Genomic DNA, 21,930 nt, shown 5'->3' with positions numbered 1-21,930 from the left:
CCTCCCGTCAGTGCTCAGCCGAACGAACGCAGGCCGGTGAGCGCATCCTTGGCCAGGTCGCGCACCCGCACTCCGTTGCGCTTCATGGACCGTCGCAGGAGCCTGCGCAGGCCCGGTTTCGGACGCGGGTTGTCCACTGTGAACATCCCTTCGACGAGGTCGCAGATCATGCCGGGATACTGCCGTTGCATCCGATCGGAGAGCACCAATCCGGGCGCGTCCCGCAGCTTCTTGTGGTCGCCGAGCACGAACGACTTCTCCAGCGACGTCCGATACCCGGCGAGCCCGGACGCCGACGTATCGCCGGCGGCCAACGCGCTCGCCGCGCTGCGTCCCGCGTACATCCCCGACCCGAGTGCGAAGTTCACGCCCTCCAACCAAATGCCCGCGGCAAGGCACATCCCGGCCGAGTCCCCGGCCAGCAGCAGTCCGTCCGCGGTCAACTTCGGCATCGTGCGATATCCGCCTTCGGGAATCAGGTGTGCGGAGTACTCGACCAGCTCGCCACCGCGGACGAGCGGCTCGATCGACGGATGTTCCTTGAGATCGGCCAGGATGGCCTCCGGACGCATCTTGGCCTTCGCGAGCCCGCGCAGCCCCAGGACGAGTCCGATGCTCACGGAGTCCGCGTTCGTGTAGAGGAAACCGCCGCCGGGAACACCTTTCGTCGCGCCGAGCATCTCGATGTCCACACCGTCCGAACCGGTGACGCCGAACCGCTCGTCGATGGTCGCCTTCGGCAGCGCCAGCGTCTCCTTCACACCGAGCGTCGTGTGATCGGCCTGGTCGCCGGTGAAACAACCTGCCTGCTTGCCCAGGAACGAGTTCACGCCGTCGCAGGCGATCACCACCCGCGCGGTCAAGTCGCCGTCCGGACGATCGGTGCGGATCCCGCGCACCTGGCCGTCCGACGTGCGCAGCAACGAAGAGGCCACAGTGGACGGGACCAGCACGGCGCCCGCTTCCTGCGCGTTCTCGGCCAGCCACGAATCGAATTCGGCGCGGAAGGTGGTGGCACCGTTGTAGGGCGCACGGCCCCAGTTCTGGGTGCGGAAGTCGACGGTCATCGAGCGATCGCCGCCCAGCAGCATGGTCTGCCTGCGGGTAACCCAGCGCTGCACCGGCATCCGGTCGTACCAGCCGGGCAGCAGTTCGTCGAGCACGCGCCCGTACACGACGCCGCCGTAGACGTTCTTGGAACCGGGGAACGGCCCGCGCTCGACCAGCGCCACCGAGCGGCCCGCGCGGGCGAGTTCGAGCGCGGCAGCGGAACCGGCGGGCCCGGCACCGACCACGATGGCGTCGAAGTCGTAGTCCTGCGGCTCGGAGATCGTGACCGCACCCGCGGCCGGTCCGGCACCGGACGCGTTGTTCTCAGGCATGGTGCTCCTGTCCGGCCGAGCGGTTGGCGAGTCTGCGCACCAGCTCCGCAAGCAGCGGTTGCGCGGGCGTTACCAGGCCGAGATCGGCCATCGCGGTCATCGGTGCGCTGGCGTCGGTGTTGATCGACACGGTGTGCCGCGGGTTGCCGAGGCCGCCGATGTGCTGCGCCGCACCGGAAACGCCGAAGGCGATGTATAGGTCGGGATCCGCGACGACTCCGGTCGTGCCGATCTGCCGTTCGTAGGGCGCCCAACCGGCATCGGTGACCACGCGGGTCGCGCCGACCGATGCGCGCAGTGCGTCAGCTAGTTCGCCGAGCACGGCGATCGCGTCCGGGCCGGACAGCTCGCCGCGCGCGAGCCCGGCTCCTGCGCCCAGGATTCTCGATGATTCGGCGAGGTCGGCCGTTGCGGGATCGGGTTCGAGGACCTCCAGGACTTCGGCGTCGGCGTGCTGCAACTCGACGTCCAATGTGGTTACTTCGCGGTCCCCCGAAAACGGCAATGCACCGCGCACACCGGGAACCAGAGTCGCAACGCAGGCGGGCGGAGTGTCGACCTGCACGCCGAGCCGACCGTCCCAGCGAACCAGATCGGTTCCTTCGGCGGTGAACCGCGTGGCACCGGCCAGCAGCGGCCGGTCCAGCTCGGCGGCGAGCCGGGGTGCGAGGTCGCGCCCGTCCGGGGACGCGGGAAGCAGAATCCGGGGAACATCGGTCAGCGGTGACGCCAACGCCTTGGCGAAGGCGCCAGCGGCGAACGGGCCCGCCTCGGCGCACCAGCCGCGGCGGATCGGCAGCTCGGCAACGGCTCCGGCGCAGCCCGTGCCGATCAAAACCGCTGCTCCGCCAGCTTCGGCGACGGCTTCATCACCGCCCACGGGCGGTATCCCGTCGCGCACCACGAGCACCGCGACCACATCGGACTCGATGCGGGTCATAGTCCCACCGCCACTCGATGCCCCTCGACGACGGCGGCGTGCGCGCGCCGCGGTGTGATGCAGTCACCTACCCGGTGCACCTCGAAGATGTCCGATTCGGACAGTTCGTGCCACAGCGCTTCCTCGGGCTCTTGATGCGTCGCGCACACCACCCAGTCGCACGGCACCTCGTCATTGCTGCCGGTGGTGTGCCGCAAGATCTGCAACCGGACACCTCCGGTGCTTTCGTCGGCCGCGGCGCCGAGGACCACTTCATCAGTGGTCTGCGCGATGCCCTTCTCCGCGGCGCGTGCGTTGAACGTCTCCATGTCCAGGGTGATCCCGAGGTCCTGGCCGACGACCATCCCGGAGGTCGTGATCCGCACCGAGCAGCCCCGATCGGCCAGCAGCTCGGCGACCGAGGTCGCCTGGTGGAACCCGAGGTCGTCGACCACGATCACCTGGCCGTCCGGCTCGGCGCGGCCCTCCAGCACGTCGCGCACGTCCACCACCCGATCGAGTCCACCGGCCCACCACGGGGCCTGCGGGCGGGCGCCGGTCGCCAGCACCACGACGTCGGGCCGCAGCTCGCTTATGCTCTGGCCGGTAGCGTCGACACCGGTGCGGACATCGACCCCGCGGCGATGGCACTCGGCCAGCGAATTCCGCACCACATCGAGGAATTCCGCCCGCTGCGGCACGCTCGCCGCCGCCGACACCTGTCCACCGGTGGTTTCCTGCCGTTCCAGCAGCGTCACCCGGTGCCCGCGCTGGGCCGCGGTCGCGGCGGCCTGCAACCCGGCAGGACCACCGCCGACGATCACCACCCGCTTGCCCGCGCCGGGCATCGGCAGCGGCACGCTCTCCTTGCCGGTGCGCGGATTCTCGATGCAGCCGAGCCAGCGGTTGAGCCCCATCCGGCCCACGCATTCCTGGTTGCAGGAGAGGCAAGTCCGGATGTCCGTAGCGTGTCCGGCGCGCGCTTTCGCCGCGAAGTCCGCGTCCGCGATCTGACCGCGCACCACGCCGATCAGATCGGAGTGGCCTTCGATCAGGGCGCGGTCGGCCTGCACGGGGTCCTTGAACCTGCCGACTCCGACCACCGGCAGGTCGACGGCCTTGCGCAGGGCGCTCGGGATGAACATGGCGTAACCGGGTGGGACGCTCATCGACGCCTCGATCATGTACAGAGTGGACGTCGCGACGCCGATCGAAGTGTTCACGTAATCCACCGCGCCGGTGGACTCCACCATTCGCGCGACTTCTACCGCTTCGTCGATCGTGGTGCCGCCTTCGATCAGCTCGTCCCCGCACAGCCGCACACCGAGCGCCAGATCCGGTCCGATGGCCTCGCGCACCGCTGCGACCAGCCGCAGCAGCAACCGGGCGCGATTGCGCAGCGAACCTCCGTACTCGTCCTCGCGGACGTTCGTGGTGGGCGACAGGAACCCCCGCACGATCGAGGAATGCGAGCACTGCAACTCGACACCGTCGAACCCGCCGGCCCGGCAATGTCCGGCGACCAGCGCGTAACCCGCCACGATCTCGTCTATTTCGGCGTGGCTGACGGCTTTCGGCACTTCCCGGAACATCGGGTCGGGCACGGCCGACGGCGCCCACACCGGCAGCCGCGAGTACATGCTGGACGCCTGGCCGCCGTTGTGGTTGAGCTGCGCGAAGATCGGGGTGCCGTGCGCGTGCACCGCCTCGGTGATCTTGCGGTAGCCGTCCACCGCCTCCGGGTGGAACCCGTGGATCAGCTTCTCGTAGGGCCAATCCGTCGGGTGCGTCGAATGTTCTTCGGTGATGATCAACCCGGCTCCGCCGGCCGCGCGCTCCGCGTAGTACGCCGCGTGCTGATCGCTCGGCAATCCGTTGCGCGCGTAGTTGGTGAGGTGCGCGGAGAACACGATCCGATTGCGCACCGTCACCGGGCCGAGCCGAAGGGGGGTGAACAGGTGCTTGTAGCGGCCGGATGCGCTCATGACGCCTCCACCAGAGCTCGGGGCCGCGCGAAGCTCAGCGCCGCACGCCGTCCTTCGAGGATCGCCTCGTGCGCGGTGCGCGGCGCGACGCGGTCCCCGGCAGTGCGGGCACGCTCCGGCGCGTCGCTGGAAACCGGAACCCGGTGACCACAGTGGATTACCGAATTCGCGGCGATGCTCCGGTGTTCTCCGGTGAACACGTCCTCGATGTCCGCCGCACCGCCCCGCACGGCACGCAGCAGGCTGCGCTTGGCCATCGTCACCCCCGCCCGTTGCAGTCGCGCGTTGGCGTCGGCCAGATCCCCGGTGAGCGCGAGTTGCGTTCCGATGACCTGGTCCTGACTGAGGATCGCCGTCTCGCGGCCGGTAGCGGCGAGCAATTCCGCAACGGCGACACCGGTCGCATCACCGACCGGGTCGAACACGGCCACCGGACCGCCGGGAACGGCCCGATCCAGGTCGCCGTCCCGAACCGCCCGCAGCAAGTCCACGACGTCGACCACGACCGCGCCCTCGCCGACTTGATACGGCCGCGGACCGGGCGATGAACCTGTGGCGAGCACCAGGTGTTGCGCTTCCATGTCGGCTTCCGCGCCGGTCGTGATCTCGACACCGAGACGCCGGACTTCACCGATGAGCCAGTCGACGAGTTTGCCGATCCGTTCCCGCGCGGGCAGGAATGCGGCCAGCGCCAGCATTCCGCCGAGCCGTTCGTCCCGTTCGACCAGGTGCACGGAATGCCCGCGCATCGCCAGGACTCGCGCCGCCTCGAGCCCGGCGGGCCCGCCGCCGGCGACGACGACCGGCTCACCGCCGCTGCCGGGGGAGACGTCGGTGTCGGTGGTCTCGTGCCCGCTGCGCGGTTCGCCGACGCAGCTGACCACCGGATTTCTGTTGTCCCGAACCCGGCACTTCTGGTTGGTCAACGTGCACGGGCGTACCCGGTCACGCTGCCCGGTGCGAATTTTGCCGACCAGCCCCGGATCCGCGATCTGCGCACGGGTCATCTCGACCAGATCGGCCGCACCTTCGTCCAGCGCGACTTGCGCCTGCTCGGCCTCGACGACCGAGCCTTGCAGCACGACCGGAGCGGCTCCGGCGACGGCTTCGCGGATCGCCCCGCACAGGGCGAAGTTGAACCCAGGCTCGGTATGCGAGTCCGGTGTCGTCGCCGACGCACCCATCGCGGACCCGCGCACCACGGCCAGATAGTCGACCTCGGCAGCGAGCGAGGCCGCGAACTCCTTGCCCTGATCTTCGGTGATCCCGGCCCACGGGGCGAGTTCGTCGCAGGACAGCCGCAGTCCCAGCAGCATCCCGGACCCCATCCGCGACCGGATCTCGCCGATTACTTCGCGCACCAGCAGCGCACGGTCTTGCCCGTAGGCGTCACCGCGCTGATTGGTCAGTCCGGAGAGGAACTGACGCAGCAGCGAGTACTGCCCGGCGTTCACTTCCACGCCGTCCACTCCGGACTCTGCGGCCAGTTCAGCTGCGTCGCCGAATCCTCCGATGAGTGCGCGAATCTCCCGCATCTCCATCGCCATCGGAAGCTCACGGCTTGCCACGTCGGCCACTCTGGACGGCGCCCACAACGCCGACTGCGAAAACGCCGAAGAACCCTGCGATCCCGCATGTCCGAGCCCGGCCAGCACGAGAGTCCCATGTGGATGGCAAGCATCAGCGACGGCTGACCATCCGCTCACGCACTCGGTGGCGAGCGGAGCGCGCTCGTAAGGATGGTCCGACTCGTGCACCGACGCGATCTCGGTGACCACGACACCGGCGCCACCGGAAGCGCGCTCGGCGTAATAGGCCGCGTGCGCACCGGATATCGCTCTGCCGTCGGCCAGGTTGGTCTCGTGCGGTCCGAACAGCACGCGGCTCGGCGCGGTCCGGCCGCCCAGCCCGATCGGTCCGGTTAGGCCGGTTCCGGCGTCGGGATCGGGCAGGTTCATGGTGGGAGCCGACTTCCTGGTCGCGTGACGCGTGCGCCACGGGTGAAAACGGTGGGAACCTGAAGCGTTCCGAACAGGACGCGCCGTCCGCTACGGCCGGAACCCCGCGAGCGGACTCGTGTCGCAGGCCCGATCCGGAATCCCCTCGGGTTCCGGCGGGCCCCAGCCGATGCCGACCGGCACCGGCCCGCCCTTCTTCTCCCGCGGCCGGGTCCGGTGCGAGTGGTCCTTGTCCGGCTTCGGCACGCCCGCGCCGACCCCGGCCAGCGCCCGTTCACCGTTGCCCTTCACGCACTCCGGATCCGGCCCGTCCAACGGCAACCCGGTGAAGAACTTCGCCGCCATGCACCCGCCCTGGCAAGCGTCGTAGGCCGAGCAGGAGGTGCAGGCGCCACCGGTCTGCGGCTCCCGGAGCCGCTCGAAGAGTTCGGATTCCCGCCACACGGAGCCGAATCCGCCGTCGTCGCGCACGTTCCCGGCGAGGAATTCCGAGTGGATCGCGAACGGGCAGGCGTAGACATCGCCGATCGGGTCGATCAGGCACACCACGCGCCCCGCCCCGCACAGGTTCAACCCGGGCAGCGGCGTGGATCCGAGCGCGTTGAGGTGGAAGAACGAGTCCCCGGTGAGCACGCCTTCGCCGTGCGCCACCAGCCAGTCGTAGATCTGGCGCTGCTGTTCGGCGGTCGGGTGCAGCTCGTCCCACACGTCGGCGCCGCGTCCGGACGGCCGCAGCCTGGTGAGCCGCAACTGCGCGTCGTAGGAGTCGGCGATCTCCTTGAACTGGTCGAGCTGGTCGATGTTCTCCCTGGTCAGCACCACACTGATCTTGAATCCGGAGAACCCCGCGGCACGCAGGTTGTCCATCGCGGCCAGCACGGTGTCGTACGATCCTTCGCCGCGCACCCGGTCGTTGACCTCAGCCGTCGCACCGTCCAGGGACAGCTGCACGTCGACGTAGTCGGTGTTCGCCAGCCACCGCGCCCGCTCCGGCCCGAGCCGCACGCCGTTGGTGGAGAACTTCACGCCGACCTGGTGGTCCACTGCGTACTCCACCAGTTCCCAGAAGTCCGATCGCACGGTCGGTTCGCCGCCACCGATGTTGACGTAGAAGACCTGCATCCGCTGCAGCTCGTCGATGACCGCTTTGCATTCCGCTGTGGACAGTTCGCGCGGATCGCGGCGCCCGGAGGCGGAAAGGCAGTGCACGCAGGACAGGTTGCACGCGTAGGTCAGCTCCCAGGTCAGGCAGATCGGGGAGTCCAGGCCGTGCTGGAAGTGCTCGACGAGTCGCATGGGTCTCCTTGCGTCCCGGCTGGTGGTGGGAGTCAGTCGCGCGGTGCGATGGTGCCCGCGCTGCACAGCCCGGCTAGGGCTTCGAGGTACTTCGGGTGCTGCTCGGCGGGCACCTCCGCCGCCGCGAGCGCGGAGTGCACATCGGGCTTGCCGTCCAATTCCTGAACCACGGCAACGAGTTCGAGCGTCTTCAGGAACGACAGCTTCCGGGTGCTGAAGTCGTAGACGAGCGCGCCGAACCGCTCCGGGCGCAGCGAGACGTTCGGGCTCAGCCGGTGCGGACGGCCGGGATCGAACCCGGCCGCCGCGCCGTGATCAGTAGACGCCGCACATGCCATCGATGGACACTTCCTCGACCAGCAAGTCGTCTTCGACGGTCTCCGGTGCGGGCTCGTCGGCCTGAGCTTCACTCATGGGATGCTCCTCGTTCGGTCACTGCGTTGTGACGGCGACCACGAACGATAACGACACCGAGTGTCAAAATGGAAGAGGTCATGTCCGCAGCAGCCCCGAAGCACCCGTCCGGAGCAACCCCGGGCCCGGGCCGGCGGCGCAGCACCAGCCCGCACGAGCTGGAACAGGTCGCGTTCGACCTGTTCGCAGGCGACGGTTTCGAGTACACCACGGTGGACCGGATCGCCCAGGCCGCGGGCATCGGGCGGCGCACCTTCTTCCGCTACTTCGACTCCAAGAACGACGTGGTCTGGGGCCGGTTCACCGAGCAGCTCGACCTGATGCGCCAGCGGTTCAGCGCCCGGCCCGCCGATGAGCCGCTGATGGATTCGGTGCGCGCCGTGGTCGTGGAGTTCAACCGGGTCGACGCCGCCGAGACCGAGCGGCACCGCAGGCGCCTGGAGCTGATCTTGCGGGTGCCTGCGCTGCAGGCCCACTCGACGCTGCGCTATGCGGAATGGCGCGCCGTGGTGGCGGAATTCGCCGCGCAGCGCCTCGGAATCGCCGAGTCGGCGCTGATTCCGCAGACCGTCGCCTACGCGGCGCTCGGTGCTGCGCTGGCCGCCTACGAGCGATGGTTGCAGGAACCCGGCATCGATCTGTGCTCCGTCCTCGACGACGCCTTGCGGCACTTGGCCGAGGGATTTTCCGCGGTGTGACGCCGGTCGGCAGGGCGCGCCGCAATGTCGGGGGTCCGGCGCGCCCTGCCCGCCTCCCTCGCGCAGCGCGCTGCGGAGGGGACAGCGGTGCAGCGAGCGGGAGGCGCCCCGGAATCGTGCGGTGGCGCGGAGGGAGAGTCCGCACGGTTCCGGGGAAGTTGCGAGAGCGGTCTGAGTGAGCCTGCCGTCGGTTCGGTCGAACCAGCCGCTCACTCGGTATTCGGGGCGGTCAGAAATGCGCCGCGGGCCAACGCGGATCGGGCTCGGCCGCCGGTGGATCGGATCCGGTCTGCAATGCGTGCCGCCCGGTCGGCTCGCCCGGCTCCTGCCTGTTGTGCAGGCTCACCCAGCACGCCGCGCACACCAGCGGTGACTGCGCCTCGTTGAGGGCCGCGAGTCGGCGGTGCACCACTCCGCGGAGCCGATGCCCGCACAGCATCGTCGGCGCCGGGCCTTGCGCGTCCATTCCTGCCACGTGCCACAAGGATTCCTTCGTCGAGGCCATGAAATCCAGCACGCGTCCGGCACTGCGCACGTTCCTGGTTCTTTCCGCATCGCCCATCTCCGCCTCCATTCGCCCGCCGGCCGTCAGGAAAGCTGAAATCGCTGGACTGTCGGTCCGGTCGGTTATGCTCGCTGTCGGATCTGCTGATTGCGGAAACCTAGCAATGCGCGGGCTTTCTGAGAAGTCGCAGGCAATGGCCGCCCGTTCAGCCCTTGCACGCGCACCGAAGCCGTCGAAGGAGGTCAGGGTGTCGAAATTCGCAGGTTCCCAGGCTCGGGCGATCGGAGCTGAGATACGGCGCAGTCGAGATTCACTCGGCTGGACGCTGGATCGCCTCGCCAACGCGACGGACATTTCCCGTTCGACATTGTCGAGAATCGAGACGGGAGTCCGCAGACCGGAAGTCGGCGAGGTCGCATCGGTACTGACGGCGCTGTCGGTCACCGGTCCCGTGAAGGACCGGCTGATCCGGTTGGCGGGGGAGGTGTCGGAGTCCTGGGTCGGGATAGGCGCGGCGATCGCGCAGCAGCAGAGCGCGATCGCCGCGTATGAGAAGGAAGCGCTCGCGATCTATGAGTTCCAGGTGTCGGTCGTCCCTGGCTTGCTGCAAACGCCCACCTACGCACGCGGTTTGATCAGCACATCACCGTTCGGCTCTGCGGAACGCGAGCGAGCTGTGTTCGCGCGAGTCGGGCGCCAGTCCGTGCTGACCCGAGCTGGCTTGCGGCAGTACAGCGCTTTCATCGATGAAGCCGCACTGCGACGTCACGTGACGCTGGACGCGCACACGATGGTCGAACAGCTCTCGGCACTGATCAGAATCGGAGGCGACGTCGGCAAGTCCGTTCGAGTGCTCCCGTTCTCCGCAGGTGCTTACTGGGGGTGCGAGGGCGCCTTCACCCGTTACGAGTTCGACGGCGGCCACAGCGTGGTCTACCAGGAGAACGCGGGTAGCGGCGTATTCATTGAAGACCAGTCGACCGAAGCTTATGAGAAAATTCTGAAGAACCTGGACAACGTCGCGCTGGATGCGCCAGAATCGAACGCATTGATTTCAAGCTACTTGGAGCGGTATGGAGATGGAATTTGATTTCCGCAAGAGCAGTCACAGCGGCGGCGGCAGTGGCACCTGCGTCGAAGTGGCGTCCAATGTTCCTGGGGTGCGTGCCGTGCGGGACAGCAAAGAACCAGAGGGTGCGCACCTGACTTTCGGCGGTGATCGATTCGGGTATTTCCTGACGTCACTGAAGAGCGGCCAGCTCGACCGCGAATAGAAGAGATCGCCCCGCGTCCGTGTGCCCCGGAGATCCTGCTCCGGGGTACACGCGCATCAGCTCTTAACCCTTGCTGGTTGATGTGTCAGGCGAGCGCCACTTCCGGGCGTGCACTGGTGTAGACGAGCACCTCGCCCCAGTCGCCGCCGACTCTCCAATGATCCTCGGAATATTTCAGAAAGTCGATGTTGCCCATGTCTTCTTCGCCCGCCGCGTCAGTGTTTGCCTGGAAATTCTTGCTGACCCATTCCAGGTGAGCCACATCTTTGAAGATGAGCGATCCGTCGACGTAGCAGTATTGTTCGTCAGGGCCGGGCTGGTGATAATCCGGGTGGTCTTCGGTGAGGACCAGGTCCAATCGGAATACAAGCTCACCGGTAGGGAAATCAATGTTCAGGACATAGCTGTCTTCGAGGTAGTACGAAGCCAAGGAGGGCAGTTCGGAGTAGTCCATCATCACCAGTCCCAGTCGATCGGCGTGTGGTTTCCGGGGCTTTTCCGCGTCACCGGTTCACCGTGCGGGTCGATCCTGGTCCCCTGATCGTTTCGCAGCTCCACGTGCGCGTGCCCGCTGCCGGGCGCGCGCCCACTCCCTGCTTTGAGCGTCATGCGAGTCACGCCGTTCTCGTCCACATACTTGGGTGGCCCGTCCGGTGTCTGAGTTTTCGTCCAGCCTTGCGCTGCAGCGTACTTGTCCAGGTCGCTGGCCCTGGGAGCAACGCCGCCGGAGAAGTAGTCGCTGAGGTTCGCCTCGACGGGGGGGATCCACCTTATTGGACGCGGTCGCGTCGTCGAGGTTTTTGGCGGTGGTTTCGGCGGCGTCGTCGGCTCCTTCGGTGGCGGCTTTGGCGCCCTTGCCGATGTGCTGCGCTGGCTGCCTACGAGCGATGGTTGCAGGAACCCGGCATCGATCTGTGCTCCGTCCTCGACGACGCCTTGCGGCACTTGGCCGAGGGATTTTCCGCGGTGTGACGCCGGTCGGCAGGGCGCGCCGCAATGTCGGGGGTCCGGCGCGCCCTGCCCGCCTCCCTCGCGCAGCGCGCTGCGGAGGGGACAGCGGTGCAGCGAGCGGGAGGCGCCCCGGAATCGTGCGGTGGCGAAGAGGAGGGATCGCCCCCGCGTCCGTGTGCCCCGGAGATCTTGCTCCGGGGCACACGTGCATCAACCCGTAACCAGCGCCCGGCGGTGCGCAGCGTAGGAATGCGTCATGCAGAAATAGATTGCTCGCTGTACGCCACGAGTGGCGCGTCAAACTGTTCCGTCTTCCGAGATGCCGATAACGAATCTAGACGACTGCTGCGCGGTCAAGGTCGTAGTAGGCGAGGTCATGCTGTTCGAAGAGCGATTCGAGCGCGAAGTACCCGTCGCGTTGCAAGTATTCGCGTTCGGTATCGGCGATCGGGATTCCGAGGAGCCAGTGTACGGTGAGTTCTCGGGAAGCTTCGACGGATCCGAGGTTTTCCCAGGGGAACGGTTCTACCCACAGTATGTGTTTGAGGGCGTCGGAGAGTCCGTATTCGCGGACGAGGTTCGGGAAGACCACACCGGGCGCGGCCAGCCAGCCCTCTTTGCTGACCTGAAAAGCGGCGGTGGCCAGCATGTTCGCGAACCCGTCAGCGCTGGTAGGTGACACTCCGGCGAGTTCGACCCGCACGTCGGCGTTGTCGAGCATGTTCGTGGCTTCGTGGACGCCGATCGTGCTGTAGGTGCGGAAACCCTTTTGTGGCGCGTCGTTGCAGGACAGGATGCCGACAGAGTGCGACTCGTCCTCGTCGTAGAACCGGTGCACGCTGGCGGTGCCGCCGAACACCTGGGCCGCGGTCTGAGCCAGGTGGCGGGATGCGCTGCTGGCTTTAGGGGCCGAGGAACTCATCGCTGGCATCCTCTCCCTGATGAGATCGGTTACTGGAGGGTAGTTCTGGTCGATAATGTAGCGGGTTGTTGTGCTCGTCGAGGAATTGCTTGCGCGAGATGCCCCGGTCGGCGGCGTCGGCGGCGTGCTTGCGGAACTCGTAGCCTTCGCGGTGGCCCATGTCCCACGGATTTTCTTTGCTCATGAACTGCCCGGTCACGGGGTCGCGCACCTGGCCAGTGGATGGCTCGACGGCATTATTCCATGTTTGCTCCCGCACTCCGGATCGGAATCCCGTAGGACGATTGTACCGGTTCGCCGTGTCAGCCGTGTCGCCGACGTTTTTGGCGGTGTTTTCGGCGGCTTCTTCGGAGATTTCGGAGCCTGTCTTGGCGGCTTTGAAACCTTTGCCGGCGAGTTTGCCGCCGGTGGCTCCCCATCCGGCGATGGGGATCATGGCGGCGGCTGAGAGGCCGGCGTTGAGGTGGTCGCCTTCGGCGGCGTACCAGGCGGCGTTGGTGCCGTCTGCGAGTTCGCCGATGCCGGGGATGAGGCCGCCGAGGTCGAGGGCGGTGTGGCCGAGGTTGGCGAGGGGGTTGCTGGTGTCTTCGGTGTGGCCCCAGGGCAGGCCGTGGTCGCTGCCTGCGGCGGCGGTGAGTTGGTCGGTCGTGTAGCCGTACTCACTGCGGGTGTGCTGTCCGTCAGCGTTGTCGGTGGTGTAGTGCTGGCCGCCGTACAACCCGGTGATGGTGTTGGCGCAGCGGCGTTGGGCTGCCATCCAGTCGGCGATGGCTTGGTTGACCGCGGCCATCAACTGGTTGTCGCGGTCGGTGAGGTTAGAGTCGTCGGTCCAGTCCTTGTCCGGCACTATGCCGGTCTTGGCCGACGCGGCCATCTCCGAGGTCGACGGTTTCTGGTTCTCGTAGGCGTGGATGTCGGCGACCAGCTGCTCGGCCTGGGCTTTCAAGTCGCGCAAGTGTTGTTGGATGGGGCGGACTTCGTCGGCGTAGCGCTGCAACGCCCCGGCCACGGCCTCGACGTCGCGGCCGATGTTGCCTGCGGTCTCGGTGACCGGCCGGGTGGCCTGCAACAACTGCTCGGATTCCGGCGCCAGGTAGGCGGGTGCCAAGCCTTGCCAGGTGGCATGCACATCCGCGCCGGTGTCAGCGAAACCCGTCCCGGCCGCGCGCAGTCCGTGCGCGTGGGCGGCGAGAGCATCCATGTTGCCGGGGATCTGCGGAATCCCACCGGGGTTGATCACCGCCGACCCCCGCCTGGCATGTGCTCTCGCGGATCCGGAGCGTTGCTTACGCCGCGTTGGGCGTTGAGGACCATGTCGTGATCACCCTGCAGATACGCTCCGACCGCCGTGGACGCGCCGCCGATCGCGGTTTGGATGCGGGAGAACACGAACTGCATATCCGGACCACGGGCCTCGGCGAACCCGGTTAGGGCTTGCCCGATGATCCCAGACGAGGCTTGCCCGGCCGCGCCCTCGATCTCCGAGCGCATCGCGGTCACATGCGAGTCGAACTCCGAGGCCGTACTCGCCGTGCGCGCGAGCACACCTCGAACCTGGTCCGGGTGAATGTCCCACTCCACGCTCGTAACCCCCTACGACACGACCAACCCCACCTGAACGCGCGAAGCGCGGTTCAGCCGATGCCCTGCACCGACGAGCGCGCCCGCGAGATCGCGGTGTTGGCGGAGTCGTCGTTGTGGGCCATGGTCTGCTTGAGCAGGTTGATGATCTGGCGGACTTCGGTGGCCGCGGACTTCCAGCGTTGCTCGACGTGGTGGTAGTCGTCGGAGACGCCGTCGGCCTGGAAGTCGGCCATGGCTGCGGCCACGGCCTGGTCGCGTTGCGAGATCACCGATTCCAGGCGTCCGATGATGCCTTGAATGTCGCCTTGGACGGATTGCGAGATGCCGGTGTCGAAGCTGCGCCGGTCCATGCTCATGACGATTCCCCCGGGTTCAGCGGGCGCCGAAGCGGGCCGCGTCGAAGTTGGCCGAGCCTTGGTTGGCCGAGGCGTTGTCGGCCATTTCGGTGTCGCCCTGGCCGAACGAGCGGTCCATGCCGGACTGCCCGCCCAAGATCGCCGACAGCGACCCGTTGAGCTCGCCGGTGATCTCGTCGGCCCGTGCCTTGAACGAGTCGAACGCGGCCCGTCCGGCCCCGTTGAACTTGCCTTCGAGGGGTTCCGCGGCGGCGATGAGCTGGCGGATCAACGCGCCCAGATCATCGCTGGAACCCTGCGTCTGCTTCGTCAACGCCGACAACGTCGACGACCCCATGTCGAACTTCATCGACGCCCACCCTCCAACGCGAGAACAACACACCTCGCGAGCACCATAACGATCTGGCACGACACCGTGGGCCGGTTGCGCCGACATCGAACTCGGTGCCGCCACTACGGCGGTGCAACGTCACCGAGAAAGAGCAACGTTCAGGCGGGCAGCGCGCCGATCTCGGGCGAACCGTTGCCGAAGGTCTTGTGCAGGTCGCGGTGCACGACGCGATCACCTGCGCGTTCCAGGTAGCGGCGTCCGCGCCTGGTCCGCCCGAGCAGGCCGGACTTGACCGAGTTCGCGGCGACGATGCCCGGCACCGCCCATGCCGGAGTCACCGGCAGCTGCAGGTCCCGCATGTCCCGTTTGCCGAGGAAGTAGCGCAACATGCTCAGCAACCGCAGCCGCGTGTACCGCCCGATCACTCCGCCGAACCTGCCGTGGTCCACGTCGAGCTGCCCCTCGACCAGCGCGGACGACAGCGCGGCACCCGCGGGCGTCTGCCCGTCCTGCACGCGCAGGATGTGGTAGTTGAACACGTTCTGCTCGCGTTCGGTGTCGAACAGCCAGTCCTCGTCGACACCCATCAGCCAGCCCACGTACTTCCACAGGTGCATCACCGCGCGCGACTCCTCGCCGGTCACGACCCAGCCGAGTGCACGCACGCCGAGCAGCAGCGTGCTGTTGAACAGGCCGAGGGTGGATGCCTGGTCGGTCTGGTTGATCGGCAGGCCCCAGCGCTGCACGTCCCACCGGCCGTTGCGCTCGAAGCGGTCGTTGACCAGGGCGTGCATCGCGCGGACGTGGACGGTGAGCTTGAATCCCTCGCCGTCGCGGTGCATCGCGCCGGGCTGAGTCACGGCGACGGCCCACTTCTTGGTCTCGCCGAGCCTGCGCAGCGCGGTGGAGCCGGTGAGACCACCGGTTTCCACCAGCAGGTCCGCGGGCCCGCCGAACCGGTAGCCGCCGATCAGCGCCAACTGCAGCAGCACGTCACCGGTGGTGCGGCCCATCCGGCGCACCGTGCGGGCGCCGCGTTCCAGCAGGTCGAAGTCGACCCAGTCGGGCACCTGATCGACCTCGGCGAAGAACTTCCGCAGCGGTTCGGGCGCGTCGGGCACGCTCTCGATGCCGTGCTCGAGCGCCTGGTGGAACTGCGCCATCCGCACGCGCTCGCCGTCGGCGCGGTCCCGCCGCATCGCCCGGACCAGCTGCGCGCCGAGTTCGTCGCGGCTGTACATCCGCCGGCCGATCCGGTCGATCAGGTCCTCGTCCAGCGAACGCACCCGCGCGACCAGCCGCAGAACGCGACCGATCCGCCTGCCGCGCTCGGGTGCGCCGAAGAACCGGCTCGGGTACGCCGCGGCGTCGTGCGCTGCCTGTGCCACCATGCTGAGGATGCTGACACGAATGATCATTCGCGTTCAATTCGCGTTGTGGGGACGCGGATGACGGCCCGGCCGCGCGGGCAGGTGCGCCGCGAACCGAGCCAGCAGCGCTCGCGCGCAATGGTCGAGCGCATCATCACCGCGGGGCACGCTGTGCTGCTGGAACACGGTTACGAGCGGGCCAGCACCGGGCGCATCGCAGCTGCGGCGGGCATCAGCCCGGGCTCGCTGTACCAGTACTTCCCGGACAAGCACGCGGTGCTGACGCAGGTGATCGACCGTTACACCGATCGGCTGCGGACTCGCGTTTCACGCGCGTTCGTGCACAACCTGTCGGCGCCCTCTCCGGCCGAGAGCGTGCGCGGCAGCGTGAACGCCCTGCTGGACGCCTTCGAGGCGAACGCGGGCCTGATCCGGGTGCTCTACGAACAGCTGCCGCCGACCGCGGACACCCACCGGGCCGATTTCAAGCACCGCATCGACGAGCTGGTCACCACGGCGCTGCTGCTGCACGACCGCGGACGCAGCGGCGAACCGATCGACGCGATCGCCTGGGTGCTGGTGCGCACGGTCGAGAACCTCACGATCAGCTACGTGCTGGACCCGCCGCCGCTCGGGCGCGAGACCGTGGTCGACGAACTCACCCGGCTCATCACCGGGTACCTCGCCGACCGGATCGGGCGCGCGGGATGATCAACCGTCCGATGTGCAACTGCGCAGAAAGGCCGACCATGCCGACGATTCCGGACCCCGAGGCCGTCGCGGGCGCGCTCGCGCGGCTGCGCGAGCGGACTCCGCTGGTGCATTCGCTGACCAATGTGGTCTCCGCGAACGTGCTCACCAACGCGTTGCTGGCGGCCGGAGCCACCAACGCGATCATCGATAATCCGCGCGAAGCCGGGGAATTCGCGCGGATCGCGGACGCCGTGCTGATCAACCTCGGAACCCCGGACGACGAGCAGGCCCGCGCGTTCACCGCGGCTGCGGAATCCGCGCACGCGGCCGGGCATCCGTGGGTGCTGGATCCCGTGGGCGTCGGCGGCCTGTCGTGGCGCACCGAACTCGCCGGTGGGCTGCTCGCGCATCGGCCGACGGCGATCCGCGGGAATCCTTCGGAGATCGCGGCCGTGGCGGGGTTGGAAAGCACCTCCCGCGGTGTCGACAGCGCTTCCGATGCGGCCGAGTCGGTACCGGCGGCACGAACGTTGCTGGAGGTCAGCGAAGTCGTTTCCGCGTCGGGGCCGATCGACTACATCACCGGGCGCACCGCGGACGGGATCGCGACGGCACGGGTGCACGGCGGCAGCGAGTGGCTGCCGAAGATCACCGCCACGGGGTGCGCGCTCGGAGCGCTCGGGGCGGCTTACCTCGCCGTGGCGGAGCCGTTCACCGGGATCGTGGCCGCACACGCGCACTTCTCGGTCGCCGCGGAGTTCGCCGAGCCGCACGCGAACGGACCGGGCACGTTCGTCCCGGCGTTCCTCGACGCGCTGGCGGCCGTCGGCCCGGACGACCTGCGCGCGCAGGCGCGGATCGACAGCGCCGAGCACTGATCGCAGCGAACGGACCGTTGGTCCCAATGGATTGGACGAACAGGCCGTTCACTCACGACTTCGGGCGGGTGTGCGCAGGTCACCGGTGTATGCGCGGCCAGGGCGCGGGAATGGGAAAAACGCGTTCGACCGGGTGCCACCGGATGGCAACCCCGCTCGGCGCGGCGGCGTCCTCCGGACGACGATGTTCGTGAGTTTGGAGGAAAGATGCGCTATTCCGGTCTGTTGTTGGCAGCCGCGCTGCCGCTCGCGGTCGCCGCGCCCGCGCAAGCAGCGGACGCCGGAACCGGGACGGTCTCGGGGAAGTACTTCATGGACCGCAACGGCGACGGGCAGCAGCAGGCGGACGAACCGGGTCCGCACGCCGGGTTCGTCGAACTGCTGACGACCGACGGCAGGCAGGTCGCGCACGGGAGTCCCGACGAGCAGGGATTCTACGAGTTCGGCGACGTCGCCCCGGGTGACTACCAGGTCCGGTTCAACGAGGGCGGGTTCCTGCCCACCACCCCGAACAACGTGCCGGTGAGCGTCCAGGACGGTGGCACCGCGCAGGCCGACTTCGGAATGCAGGGCGGGGAGATCTCCGGCATGGCGTGGGAGGACAGCAACGGCGACGGGCAGCGGCAGCAGGGCGAGCCGCCGATCGCCGGGGTGGAGATCACGAGCATCGACGGGGCGCAATACCGCGCCACCACCGGCGAAGACGGCACTTACCGCATCGCGGACGCTTGGATCAACAAGGATTACCGGCTGACCTTCCAGCCGCGCGAGGGCATGATGTTCGCGCCGCCGCGGGTCGGTGCGCCGGAGACCGACTCCGATGTGATCGACGCCGACGACGGCAGTGCCGAGGCGTCGGTCTGGGTCGGCAAGCCCGGTTTCATCATCAACGCGCACAACATCGACGCCGGTTACGTTCCGCCGCGCGGTTGAGCCGAATTCGCGCCGTTCGCGGCGCTGCCGGGGTGCGGGGGACGGTGGCGCGTGCGGGTGTTGCTCGCCCGCACGCGCCACCGCTTTGATCACTTGTACGGCTGCAAGGCCGCCTTGTCCGCATCGGACGCCGGGACGATCCGGATCGCGTGCCCGCCGCCGCGCGCGAGTTCGGCGCGCACGACGGTCCCGGCATGAACCAGGAACCGATCGACGCGGACCGCGTTCGGGTTGGTGTCCAAATCGGTCTCCGGCGCGTCCGCGTAGACGTGCGCGACGAAGGCTCCCGCACCGAGGAAGTGCAGCGGAACCTCCAGCGTCCGGGCCTGCTCGTCGGTCAGCGAGCCGACGAACCAGCTCTGCCCGCTGCGTCGCGCCATGGTGAGGAAGTCGCCGATTTCGCCCTGCACCACGCGGGTTTCGTCCCAGCTGACCGGAACTTCGCGCAGGAACTCGAATTCCGGCGTGCCCTCGTAGTGCTCCGGCACGTCCGAGAGCTGCTGAAGCCCGCTCAGCAGCACCGGGTACAGCGCGATCTGGTGCGCCCTGGTGGTGTGCACGCGGGTGCCGTCGTTGTCGCTTCCGTGGTCGTCGTCCGGGCTTTGCTCCGGGAACCAGGTGATGTCGAAGATCCCCGGCGTGTAGTCGAACGGACCGGCCAGCATGACCGTGAACGGCAGGATGAGGGTGTGCTCCGGCGGGTTGCCCTGCGACCAGGCGTCGTACTCGATGCCGCGCGCACCTTCGCGGGAGACGAAGTTCGGGAAGGTGCGCTCGATCCCGGTGCCCTTGATCGGCTCGTGCGCGTTGATCATCAGCCGGTGCTTCGCGGCCTTGTGGATCACGCGCTGGTAGTGGTTCACCATCGACTGGTCGTGGTGGTAGTGCGGCCCGATGTCCCCGGCGTAGCCGGTTTTCACGCCCGGCAGGCCCAGTTCCTCGTACAGCGCGAAGGCTTCGTCGATCTGCCGCTCGTAGTTGTCGATGCGGCCGCCGGTCTCGTTGTGCGCCAGGAAGTTCACCCCGCGCTCGCGGGCGTAGTCGACGACCCGGCGCAGGTCGAACTGGTCGTTGGGACGGACGAAGTCCTGGGCGCCGAAGTCGCCACCGGTCGTCCACCCCTTGTTCCAGCCTTCGGCCAGCACGTACGGAATCCCGTTCGCCGCGGCGAAATCGATGCACCGCATGGTGTTCTCGGTGGTGGCGCCGAGGTCCGGACCCTCGATCCAGGTGTTGCGTCCTTTGTGGATCTCCCACCACACGCCGACGAACTTGCCGGGCGCGATCCACGAGGTGTCCTCGATCGCGCAAGGCTCGTTGAGGTTGAGCACCAGCGGCGACTCGATCAGCTCCCCGGCGCTGCGCCCGAGCAGGAAAGCCCGCCACGGCGTGGGAAACGGGGCGCGCAGGATCGCCTTGCGGCGGCCCTCGCCCTTGCGCGGGACGAGCGCGCAACGCAGGCTCGGCCCGCCGTCGATCTTGGTCAGGGTCATCCCCGGGTAGTTGAACAGCGCGGCCTCGTGCACCGCCAGGTAGCAGTCCTCGGCGATCCGCACGGTCAGCGGCGTGGCCACGTCGCCGATGTGCTCGCCTTCCTCGTCCCGCGGCTCCTGCCACTCGTGCAGCCCGCCGGCCGCGGTCAGCGGAGTCTCGGTGTGCAGGTACTCCACCGAGTCGTAGTTCGCCGGGCTGGACCAGGCCGTGTGGTCGTCGGTGAAGCGGAACTCGGTGAGCTCGTCGAAGACCTCGAAGTCGCCCAGGTTGGGCTGCTGCGGGAACACGTAGCGGAACCCGGCACCGTCGTCGAAGACGCGGAATTCGATGTCCAGCAACCGGTCGGTCCCGGTCTCGCGCAACCGCACGACGGTGCTGTTGCAGTGGCTGCGCACTTCCGCGGCCGAGCCCCACGTCGGCTGCCACGTCTCGTCGAGCTCGTCGTGGTGGGTGCCCAGGAGTTCGGCCGAGTCGCCTAATCGCGAGCCGTCGCCCAACTCGAAACCCATGGCCGACCAGTCGAGCACCGTCCGGGCGCCGCTGGTGATCGAGTACTGCGGTTTTCCTTGCTGCAAGCGGAAGTGCGCCTGCACGAGCCCGCCGGGTGCGGCGGTCGTGATCGGCGCCCCGGACGCCTCCGCGGCCGTTGCGGGGCTCCAGCTGATCGCGGTCATCCCGGCGGCGATGCCCGCCGCCTTGCCGAACGTGCGCCGGTCGATCCGATACCTGGACATGCGACTCCTTCGTCGTTCCATCGGGAGGTCAACGTCGCGGCGGTTCGGCCGCGGGCACGGCCATCGCCGAAGGCACCAGCAGCACCGCGACCACCAGCAGCGAGCGCAGCGTGCCGAAGTGGTCGCCGAGGTAGCCGAGCAGCGGCGGCCCGGCCAGGAACGCGGTGTAGCCGATCGTGGAGACCACGCTGACCCGCGCGGCCGCGCGCTCCGGGTCGTCGGCGGCGGCGCTCATGCCGACCGGGAAGCCCAGCGAGGCACCCAGCCCCCAGATCGCCGCGCCCAGTACCGCCAGCGGCAGCCACGGCGCGAACACCACCAGCAGCACCCCGACCAGCGCGGTGGCCATGGTCGCCCAGATCACCGGCTGCCTGCCGAACCGGTCCAGCAGGCCGGTGCCGAGGGTGCGGCCCGCGGTCATCGCGCTCAGGAACACCGCGAAGCCGGCCGCGCCGAGCCAGGCAGGCGCGTCGTAGCCGTCCACCAGCGCCACCGCGAGCCAGTCGTTGGCGGTGCCTTCGGTCAGCGCAAGCGCCAGCACCATCAGCCCGATGACCAGCGTCCGCGGCTCGATCCACGCGCGCATCGACGGCCGGGAACCGGACTGCTGCTCGGAGTGCGCGGGCAGGAATCCCGGCGCGGCGCTCGCGGCCGAAGCGGCCGCGAAGATCGCGGCGATGATCAGGTGCACCCACAGCGGCACGCCGACGGCCGCCGCGGCCGCTCCGACCATCGCGCCCACGACGGTGCCGAAGCTGAACATGGCGTGGAACCGCGGCATGATCGTGCGCCCGAGCCCGTGCTCCACGGCCGCGCCCTCGACGTTCATCGCCACGTCCCACACGCCGATGCCCAGTCCGAACACCACCAGTCCCAGACCGGTGAGCCAGTACTGGCCTGCGGCCGCCGCGATCCCCGCCCCGGCGAGGCCGAACGCGTTGACCACCGCGGCGCCGGTGACGGTCGAGGTCGCACCGAACCGGCGGACCAGCGCACCCGCCAGCGGCATGGCAGCCAGCGAGCCCAGCGAGATGCCCAGCAGCAGTCCGCCGAGCTGGCCGGGCGCGATGCCCAGCGCGTCGCGCGCTTCGGGGATGCGCGCGGTCCAGCTCGCCATCGCGAACCCGTTGAAGGCGAACACGGCCGCGACCGCGTTGCGGGCGCGCAGGACGGTCGGCCGGGTGGCTCGGGATTGCACGGGCACAGACATCCCTCACGGATCGAAACGATTCGACCAAGATCCGGCCGATAGT

The 21,930-nt window shown here is 68.3% G+C and carries 24 protein-coding genes; 7 read left to right on the top strand and 17 right to left on the bottom strand.

Annotated features, from left to right (window positions below):
* Nucleotides 1-14: 14 nt before the first annotated feature.
* The 7 genes from V1457_RS25955 to mftA all read right to left on the bottom strand — a co-directional run bounded on the left by V1457_RS25955 (nt 15) and on the right by mftA (nt 7,954).
* Nucleotides 15-1,382 (bottom strand): FAD-dependent oxidoreductase, encoded by a 1,368-nt coding sequence (locus V1457_RS25955; protein ID WP_338597489.1) that lies wholly within the window; start codon nt 1,380-1,382, stop codon nt 15-17.
* Entirely contained in the window at nt 1,375-2,322 is a 948-nt protein-coding gene (locus V1457_RS25950; RefSeq protein ID WP_338597487.1) for a mycofactocin-associated electron transfer flavoprotein alpha subunit, read from the bottom strand. Before V1457_RS25950 ends, V1457_RS25955 begins: the two co-directional genes overlap by 8 nt.
* Nucleotides 2,319-4,286, bottom strand: a complete 1,968-nt coding sequence (locus V1457_RS25945) for a mycofactocin system FadH/OYE family oxidoreductase 2 (RefSeq protein WP_200072264.1) — start codon at nt 4,284-4,286, stop codon at nt 2,319-2,321. Before V1457_RS25945 ends, V1457_RS25950 begins: the two co-directional genes overlap by 4 nt.
* Nucleotides 4,283-6,244, bottom strand: a complete 1,962-nt coding sequence (locus tag V1457_RS25940; protein WP_338597486.1) for a mycofactocin system FadH/OYE family oxidoreductase 1 — start codon at nt 6,242-6,244, stop codon at nt 4,283-4,285. Before V1457_RS25940 ends, V1457_RS25945 begins: the two co-directional genes overlap by 4 nt.
* Nucleotides 6,245-6,334: 90 nt before the next feature.
* Nucleotides 6,335-7,540 carry a mycofactocin radical SAM maturase gene (gene mftC / locus V1457_RS25935; protein ID WP_200072266.1) on the bottom strand — a complete coding sequence of 402 codons (1,206 nt, stop codon included), beginning with the start codon at nt 7,538-7,540 and terminating at the stop codon, nt 6,335-6,337.
* Nucleotides 7,541-7,572: 32 nt separating this feature from the next.
* Nucleotides 7,573-7,878: a mycofactocin biosynthesis chaperone MftB gene (gene mftB, locus V1457_RS25930; protein ID WP_200072267.1), complete on the bottom strand. Its 306-nt coding sequence runs from the start codon at nt 7,876-7,878 to the stop codon at nt 7,573-7,575.
* Nucleotides 7,856-7,954 carry a mycofactocin precursor MftA gene (gene mftA / locus V1457_RS25925; RefSeq protein ID WP_200072268.1) on the bottom strand — a complete coding sequence of 33 codons (99 nt, stop codon included), beginning with the start codon at nt 7,952-7,954 and terminating at the stop codon, nt 7,856-7,858. Before mftA ends, mftB begins: the two co-directional genes overlap by 23 nt.
* 80 nt (nt 7,955-8,034) lie before the next feature.
* Between mftA and mftR the strand changes: the two genes are divergently transcribed.
* Nucleotides 8,035-8,652, top strand: a complete 618-nt coding sequence (mftR, locus tag V1457_RS25920; RefSeq protein WP_338597481.1) for a mycofactocin system transcriptional regulator — start codon at nt 8,035-8,037, stop codon at nt 8,650-8,652.
* A gap of 229 nt (nt 8,653-8,881) precedes the next feature.
* Here mftR and V1457_RS25915 read toward each other — a convergent pair whose 3' ends face one another.
* Nucleotides 8,882-9,157 (bottom strand): hypothetical protein, encoded by a 276-nt coding sequence (locus V1457_RS25915; RefSeq protein ID WP_338597479.1) that lies wholly within the window; start codon nt 9,155-9,157, stop codon nt 8,882-8,884.
* Here V1457_RS25915 and V1457_RS25910 point away from each other — a divergent pair.
* Together V1457_RS25910 and V1457_RS25905 are read left to right on the top strand one after the other, a co-directional pair.
* Complete coding sequence (locus V1457_RS25910; protein WP_338597477.1) at nt 9,156-10,247, top strand: helix-turn-helix transcriptional regulator; 1,092 nt, start codon at nt 9,156-9,158, stop codon at nt 10,245-10,247. The genes V1457_RS25915 and V1457_RS25910 overlap by 2 nt on opposite strands.
* Complete coding sequence (locus V1457_RS25905) at nt 10,231-10,431, top strand: DUF397 domain-containing protein (protein WP_338597475.1); 201 nt, start codon at nt 10,231-10,233, stop codon at nt 10,429-10,431. Before V1457_RS25910 ends, V1457_RS25905 begins: the two co-directional genes overlap by 17 nt.
* Nucleotides 10,432-10,516: 85 nt before the next feature.
* On the opposite strand, the gene V1457_RS25900 is transcribed toward V1457_RS25905, so the two are convergent.
* Nucleotides 10,517-10,891 (bottom strand): hypothetical protein, encoded by a 375-nt coding sequence (locus tag V1457_RS25900; protein ID WP_338597472.1) that lies wholly within the window; start codon nt 10,889-10,891, stop codon nt 10,517-10,519.
* Between the two features lie 20 nt (nt 10,892-10,911).
* On the opposite strand from V1457_RS25900, the gene V1457_RS30695 reads away from it, so the two are divergent.
* On the top strand, nt 10,912-11,403 hold the full coding sequence (locus tag V1457_RS30695) for a hypothetical protein (protein ID WP_407074728.1): 492 nt from the start codon (nt 10,912-10,914) through the stop codon (nt 11,401-11,403).
* Between the two features lie 313 nt (nt 11,404-11,716).
* Here the strand turns inward: V1457_RS30695 and V1457_RS25890 are convergent, their stop codons facing one another.
* The 6 genes from V1457_RS25890 to V1457_RS25865 form a co-directional block, all read right to left on the bottom strand.
* The gene (locus tag V1457_RS25890; protein ID WP_338597470.1) at nt 11,717-12,304 is read right to left on the bottom strand and encodes a suppressor of fused domain protein; all 588 of its coding nucleotides are present in this window, start codon (nt 12,302-12,304) and stop codon (nt 11,717-11,719) included.
* Nucleotides 12,285-13,544, bottom strand: a complete 1,260-nt coding sequence (locus tag V1457_RS25885) for a GH-E family nuclease (RefSeq protein WP_338597468.1) — start codon at nt 13,542-13,544, stop codon at nt 12,285-12,287. The genes V1457_RS25890 and V1457_RS25885 overlap by 20 nt, the downstream gene beginning before the upstream one ends.
* On the bottom strand, nt 13,541-13,885 hold the full coding sequence (locus tag V1457_RS25880; protein ID WP_338597466.1) for a DUF6507 family protein: 345 nt from the start codon (nt 13,883-13,885) through the stop codon (nt 13,541-13,543). Before V1457_RS25880 ends, V1457_RS25885 begins: the two co-directional genes overlap by 4 nt.
* Before the next feature lie 53 nt (nt 13,886-13,938).
* Entirely contained in the window at nt 13,939-14,244 is a 306-nt protein-coding gene (locus V1457_RS25875; RefSeq protein ID WP_338597464.1) for a pore-forming ESAT-6 family protein, read from the bottom strand.
* Nucleotides 14,245-14,260: 16 nt separating this feature from the next.
* Nucleotides 14,261-14,593 (bottom strand): hypothetical protein, encoded by a 333-nt coding sequence (locus tag V1457_RS25870; protein WP_338597462.1) that lies wholly within the window; start codon nt 14,591-14,593, stop codon nt 14,261-14,263.
* Nucleotides 14,594-14,733: 140 nt separating this feature from the next.
* Entirely contained in the window at nt 14,734-15,966 is a 1,233-nt protein-coding gene (locus V1457_RS25865; protein ID WP_295145323.1) for an oxygenase MpaB family protein, read from the bottom strand.
* Between the two features lie 57 nt (nt 15,967-16,023).
* On the opposite strand from V1457_RS25865, the gene V1457_RS25860 reads away from it, so the two are divergent.
* The 3 genes from V1457_RS25860 (at nt 16,024) to V1457_RS25850 (ending at nt 18,449) form a co-directional block, all read left to right on the top strand.
* A complete protein-coding gene (locus tag V1457_RS25860; RefSeq protein ID WP_295145326.1) occupies nt 16,024-16,656 on the top strand; it encodes a TetR/AcrR family transcriptional regulator in 633 nt (210 codons plus the stop codon).
* Nucleotides 16,657-16,694: 38 nt separating this feature from the next.
* A complete protein-coding gene (thiM, locus tag V1457_RS25855) occupies nt 16,695-17,516 on the top strand; it encodes a hydroxyethylthiazole kinase (RefSeq protein WP_338597459.1) in 822 nt (273 codons plus the stop codon).
* A 207-nt stretch (nt 17,517-17,723) separates the two neighbouring features.
* Nucleotides 17,724-18,449: an SdrD B-like domain-containing protein gene (locus tag V1457_RS25850; RefSeq protein WP_200072279.1), complete on the top strand. Its 726-nt coding sequence runs from the start codon at nt 17,724-17,726 to the stop codon at nt 18,447-18,449.
* Nucleotides 18,450-18,538: 89 nt separating this feature from the next.
* Here V1457_RS25850 and V1457_RS25845 read toward each other — a convergent pair whose 3' ends face one another.
* Both V1457_RS25845 and V1457_RS25840 read right to left on the bottom strand, forming a co-directional pair.
* The gene (locus V1457_RS25845) at nt 18,539-20,677 is read right to left on the bottom strand and encodes a glycoside hydrolase family 97 protein (protein WP_338597458.1); all 2,139 of its coding nucleotides are present in this window, start codon (nt 20,675-20,677) and stop codon (nt 18,539-18,541) included.
* Nucleotides 20,678-20,705: 28 nt separating this feature from the next.
* Nucleotides 20,706-21,881, bottom strand: coding sequence for an MFS transporter (locus V1457_RS25840; RefSeq protein WP_338597457.1), 1,176 nt, complete (start codon nt 21,879-21,881; stop codon nt 20,706-20,708).
* Between the last annotated feature and the right edge of the window lie 49 nt (nt 21,882-21,930).

The organism is Saccharopolyspora sp. SCSIO 74807, from assembly GCF_037023755.1.
In the GTDB taxonomy this organism is placed as follows: domain Bacteria; phylum Actinomycetota; class Actinomycetes; order Mycobacteriales; family Pseudonocardiaceae; genus Saccharopolyspora_C; species Saccharopolyspora_C galaxeae.
The sequence above is the reverse complement of the archived record's forward strand: the minus strand, read 5'-3'. Positions and strand labels throughout refer to the sequence as shown.

What these genes read in the sequence shown, in the direction of transcription:
- V1457_RS25940 (WP_338597486.1), bottom strand. Translation starts at nt 6,244, where the DNA reads ATGAACCTGCCCGATCCCGACGCCGGAACCGGCCTAACCGGACCGATC.
- V1457_RS25860 (WP_295145326.1), top strand. Translation starts at nt 16,024, where the DNA reads ATGACGGCCCGGCCGCGCGGGCAGGTGCGCCGCGAACCGAGCCAGCAG.
- V1457_RS25905 (WP_338597475.1), top strand. Translation starts at nt 10,231, where the DNA reads ATGGAGATGGAATTTGATTTCCGCAAGAGCAGTCACAGCGGCGGCGGC.
- V1457_RS25850 (WP_200072279.1), top strand. Translation starts at nt 17,724, where the DNA reads ATGCGCTATTCCGGTCTGTTGTTGGCAGCCGCGCTGCCGCTCGCGGTC.
- mftC (WP_200072266.1), bottom strand. Translation starts at nt 7,540, where the DNA reads ATGCGACTCGTCGAGCACTTCCAGCACGGCCTGGACTCCCCGATCTGC.
- V1457_RS25955 (WP_338597489.1), bottom strand. Translation starts at nt 1,382, where the DNA reads ATGCCTGAGAACAACGCGTCCGGTGCCGGACCGGCCGCGGGTGCGGTC.
- V1457_RS25945 (WP_200072264.1), bottom strand. Translation starts at nt 4,286, where the DNA reads ATGAGCGCATCCGGCCGCTACAAGCACCTGTTCACCCCCCTTCGGCTC.
- V1457_RS25865 (WP_295145323.1), bottom strand. Translation starts at nt 15,966, where the DNA reads ATGGTGGCACAGGCAGCGCACGACGCCGCGGCGTACCCGAGCCGGTTC.
- V1457_RS25910 (WP_338597477.1), top strand. Translation starts at nt 9,156, where the DNA reads ATGAAATCCAGCACGCGTCCGGCACTGCGCACGTTCCTGGTTCTTTCC.
- V1457_RS25950 (WP_338597487.1), bottom strand. Translation starts at nt 2,322, where the DNA reads ATGACCCGCATCGAGTCCGATGTGGTCGCGGTGCTCGTGGTGCGCGAC.
- V1457_RS25870 (WP_338597462.1), bottom strand. Translation starts at nt 14,593, where the DNA reads ATGAAGTTCGACATGGGGTCGTCGACGTTGTCGGCGTTGACGAAGCAG.
- V1457_RS25890 (WP_338597470.1), bottom strand. Translation starts at nt 12,304, where the DNA reads ATGAGTTCCTCGGCCCCTAAAGCCAGCAGCGCATCCCGCCACCTGGCT.
- mftB (WP_200072267.1), bottom strand. Translation starts at nt 7,878, where the DNA reads ATGGCATGTGCGGCGTCTACTGATCACGGCGCGGCGGCCGGGTTCGAT.
- thiM (WP_338597459.1), top strand. Translation starts at nt 16,695, where the DNA reads ATGCCGACGATTCCGGACCCCGAGGCCGTCGCGGGCGCGCTCGCGCGG.
- V1457_RS25915 (WP_338597479.1), bottom strand. Translation starts at nt 9,157, where the DNA reads ATGGCCTCGACGAAGGAATCCTTGTGGCACGTGGCAGGAATGGACGCG.
- mftA (WP_200072268.1), bottom strand. Translation starts at nt 7,954, where the DNA reads ATGAGTGAAGCTCAGGCCGACGAGCCCGCACCGGAGACCGTCGAAGAC.
- V1457_RS25875 (WP_338597464.1), bottom strand. Translation starts at nt 14,244, where the DNA reads ATGAGCATGGACCGGCGCAGCTTCGACACCGGCATCTCGCAATCCGTC.
- V1457_RS25845 (WP_338597458.1), bottom strand. Translation starts at nt 20,677, where the DNA reads ATGTCCAGGTATCGGATCGACCGGCGCACGTTCGGCAAGGCGGCGGGC.
- mftR (WP_338597481.1), top strand. Translation starts at nt 8,035, where the DNA reads ATGTCCGCAGCAGCCCCGAAGCACCCGTCCGGAGCAACCCCGGGCCCG.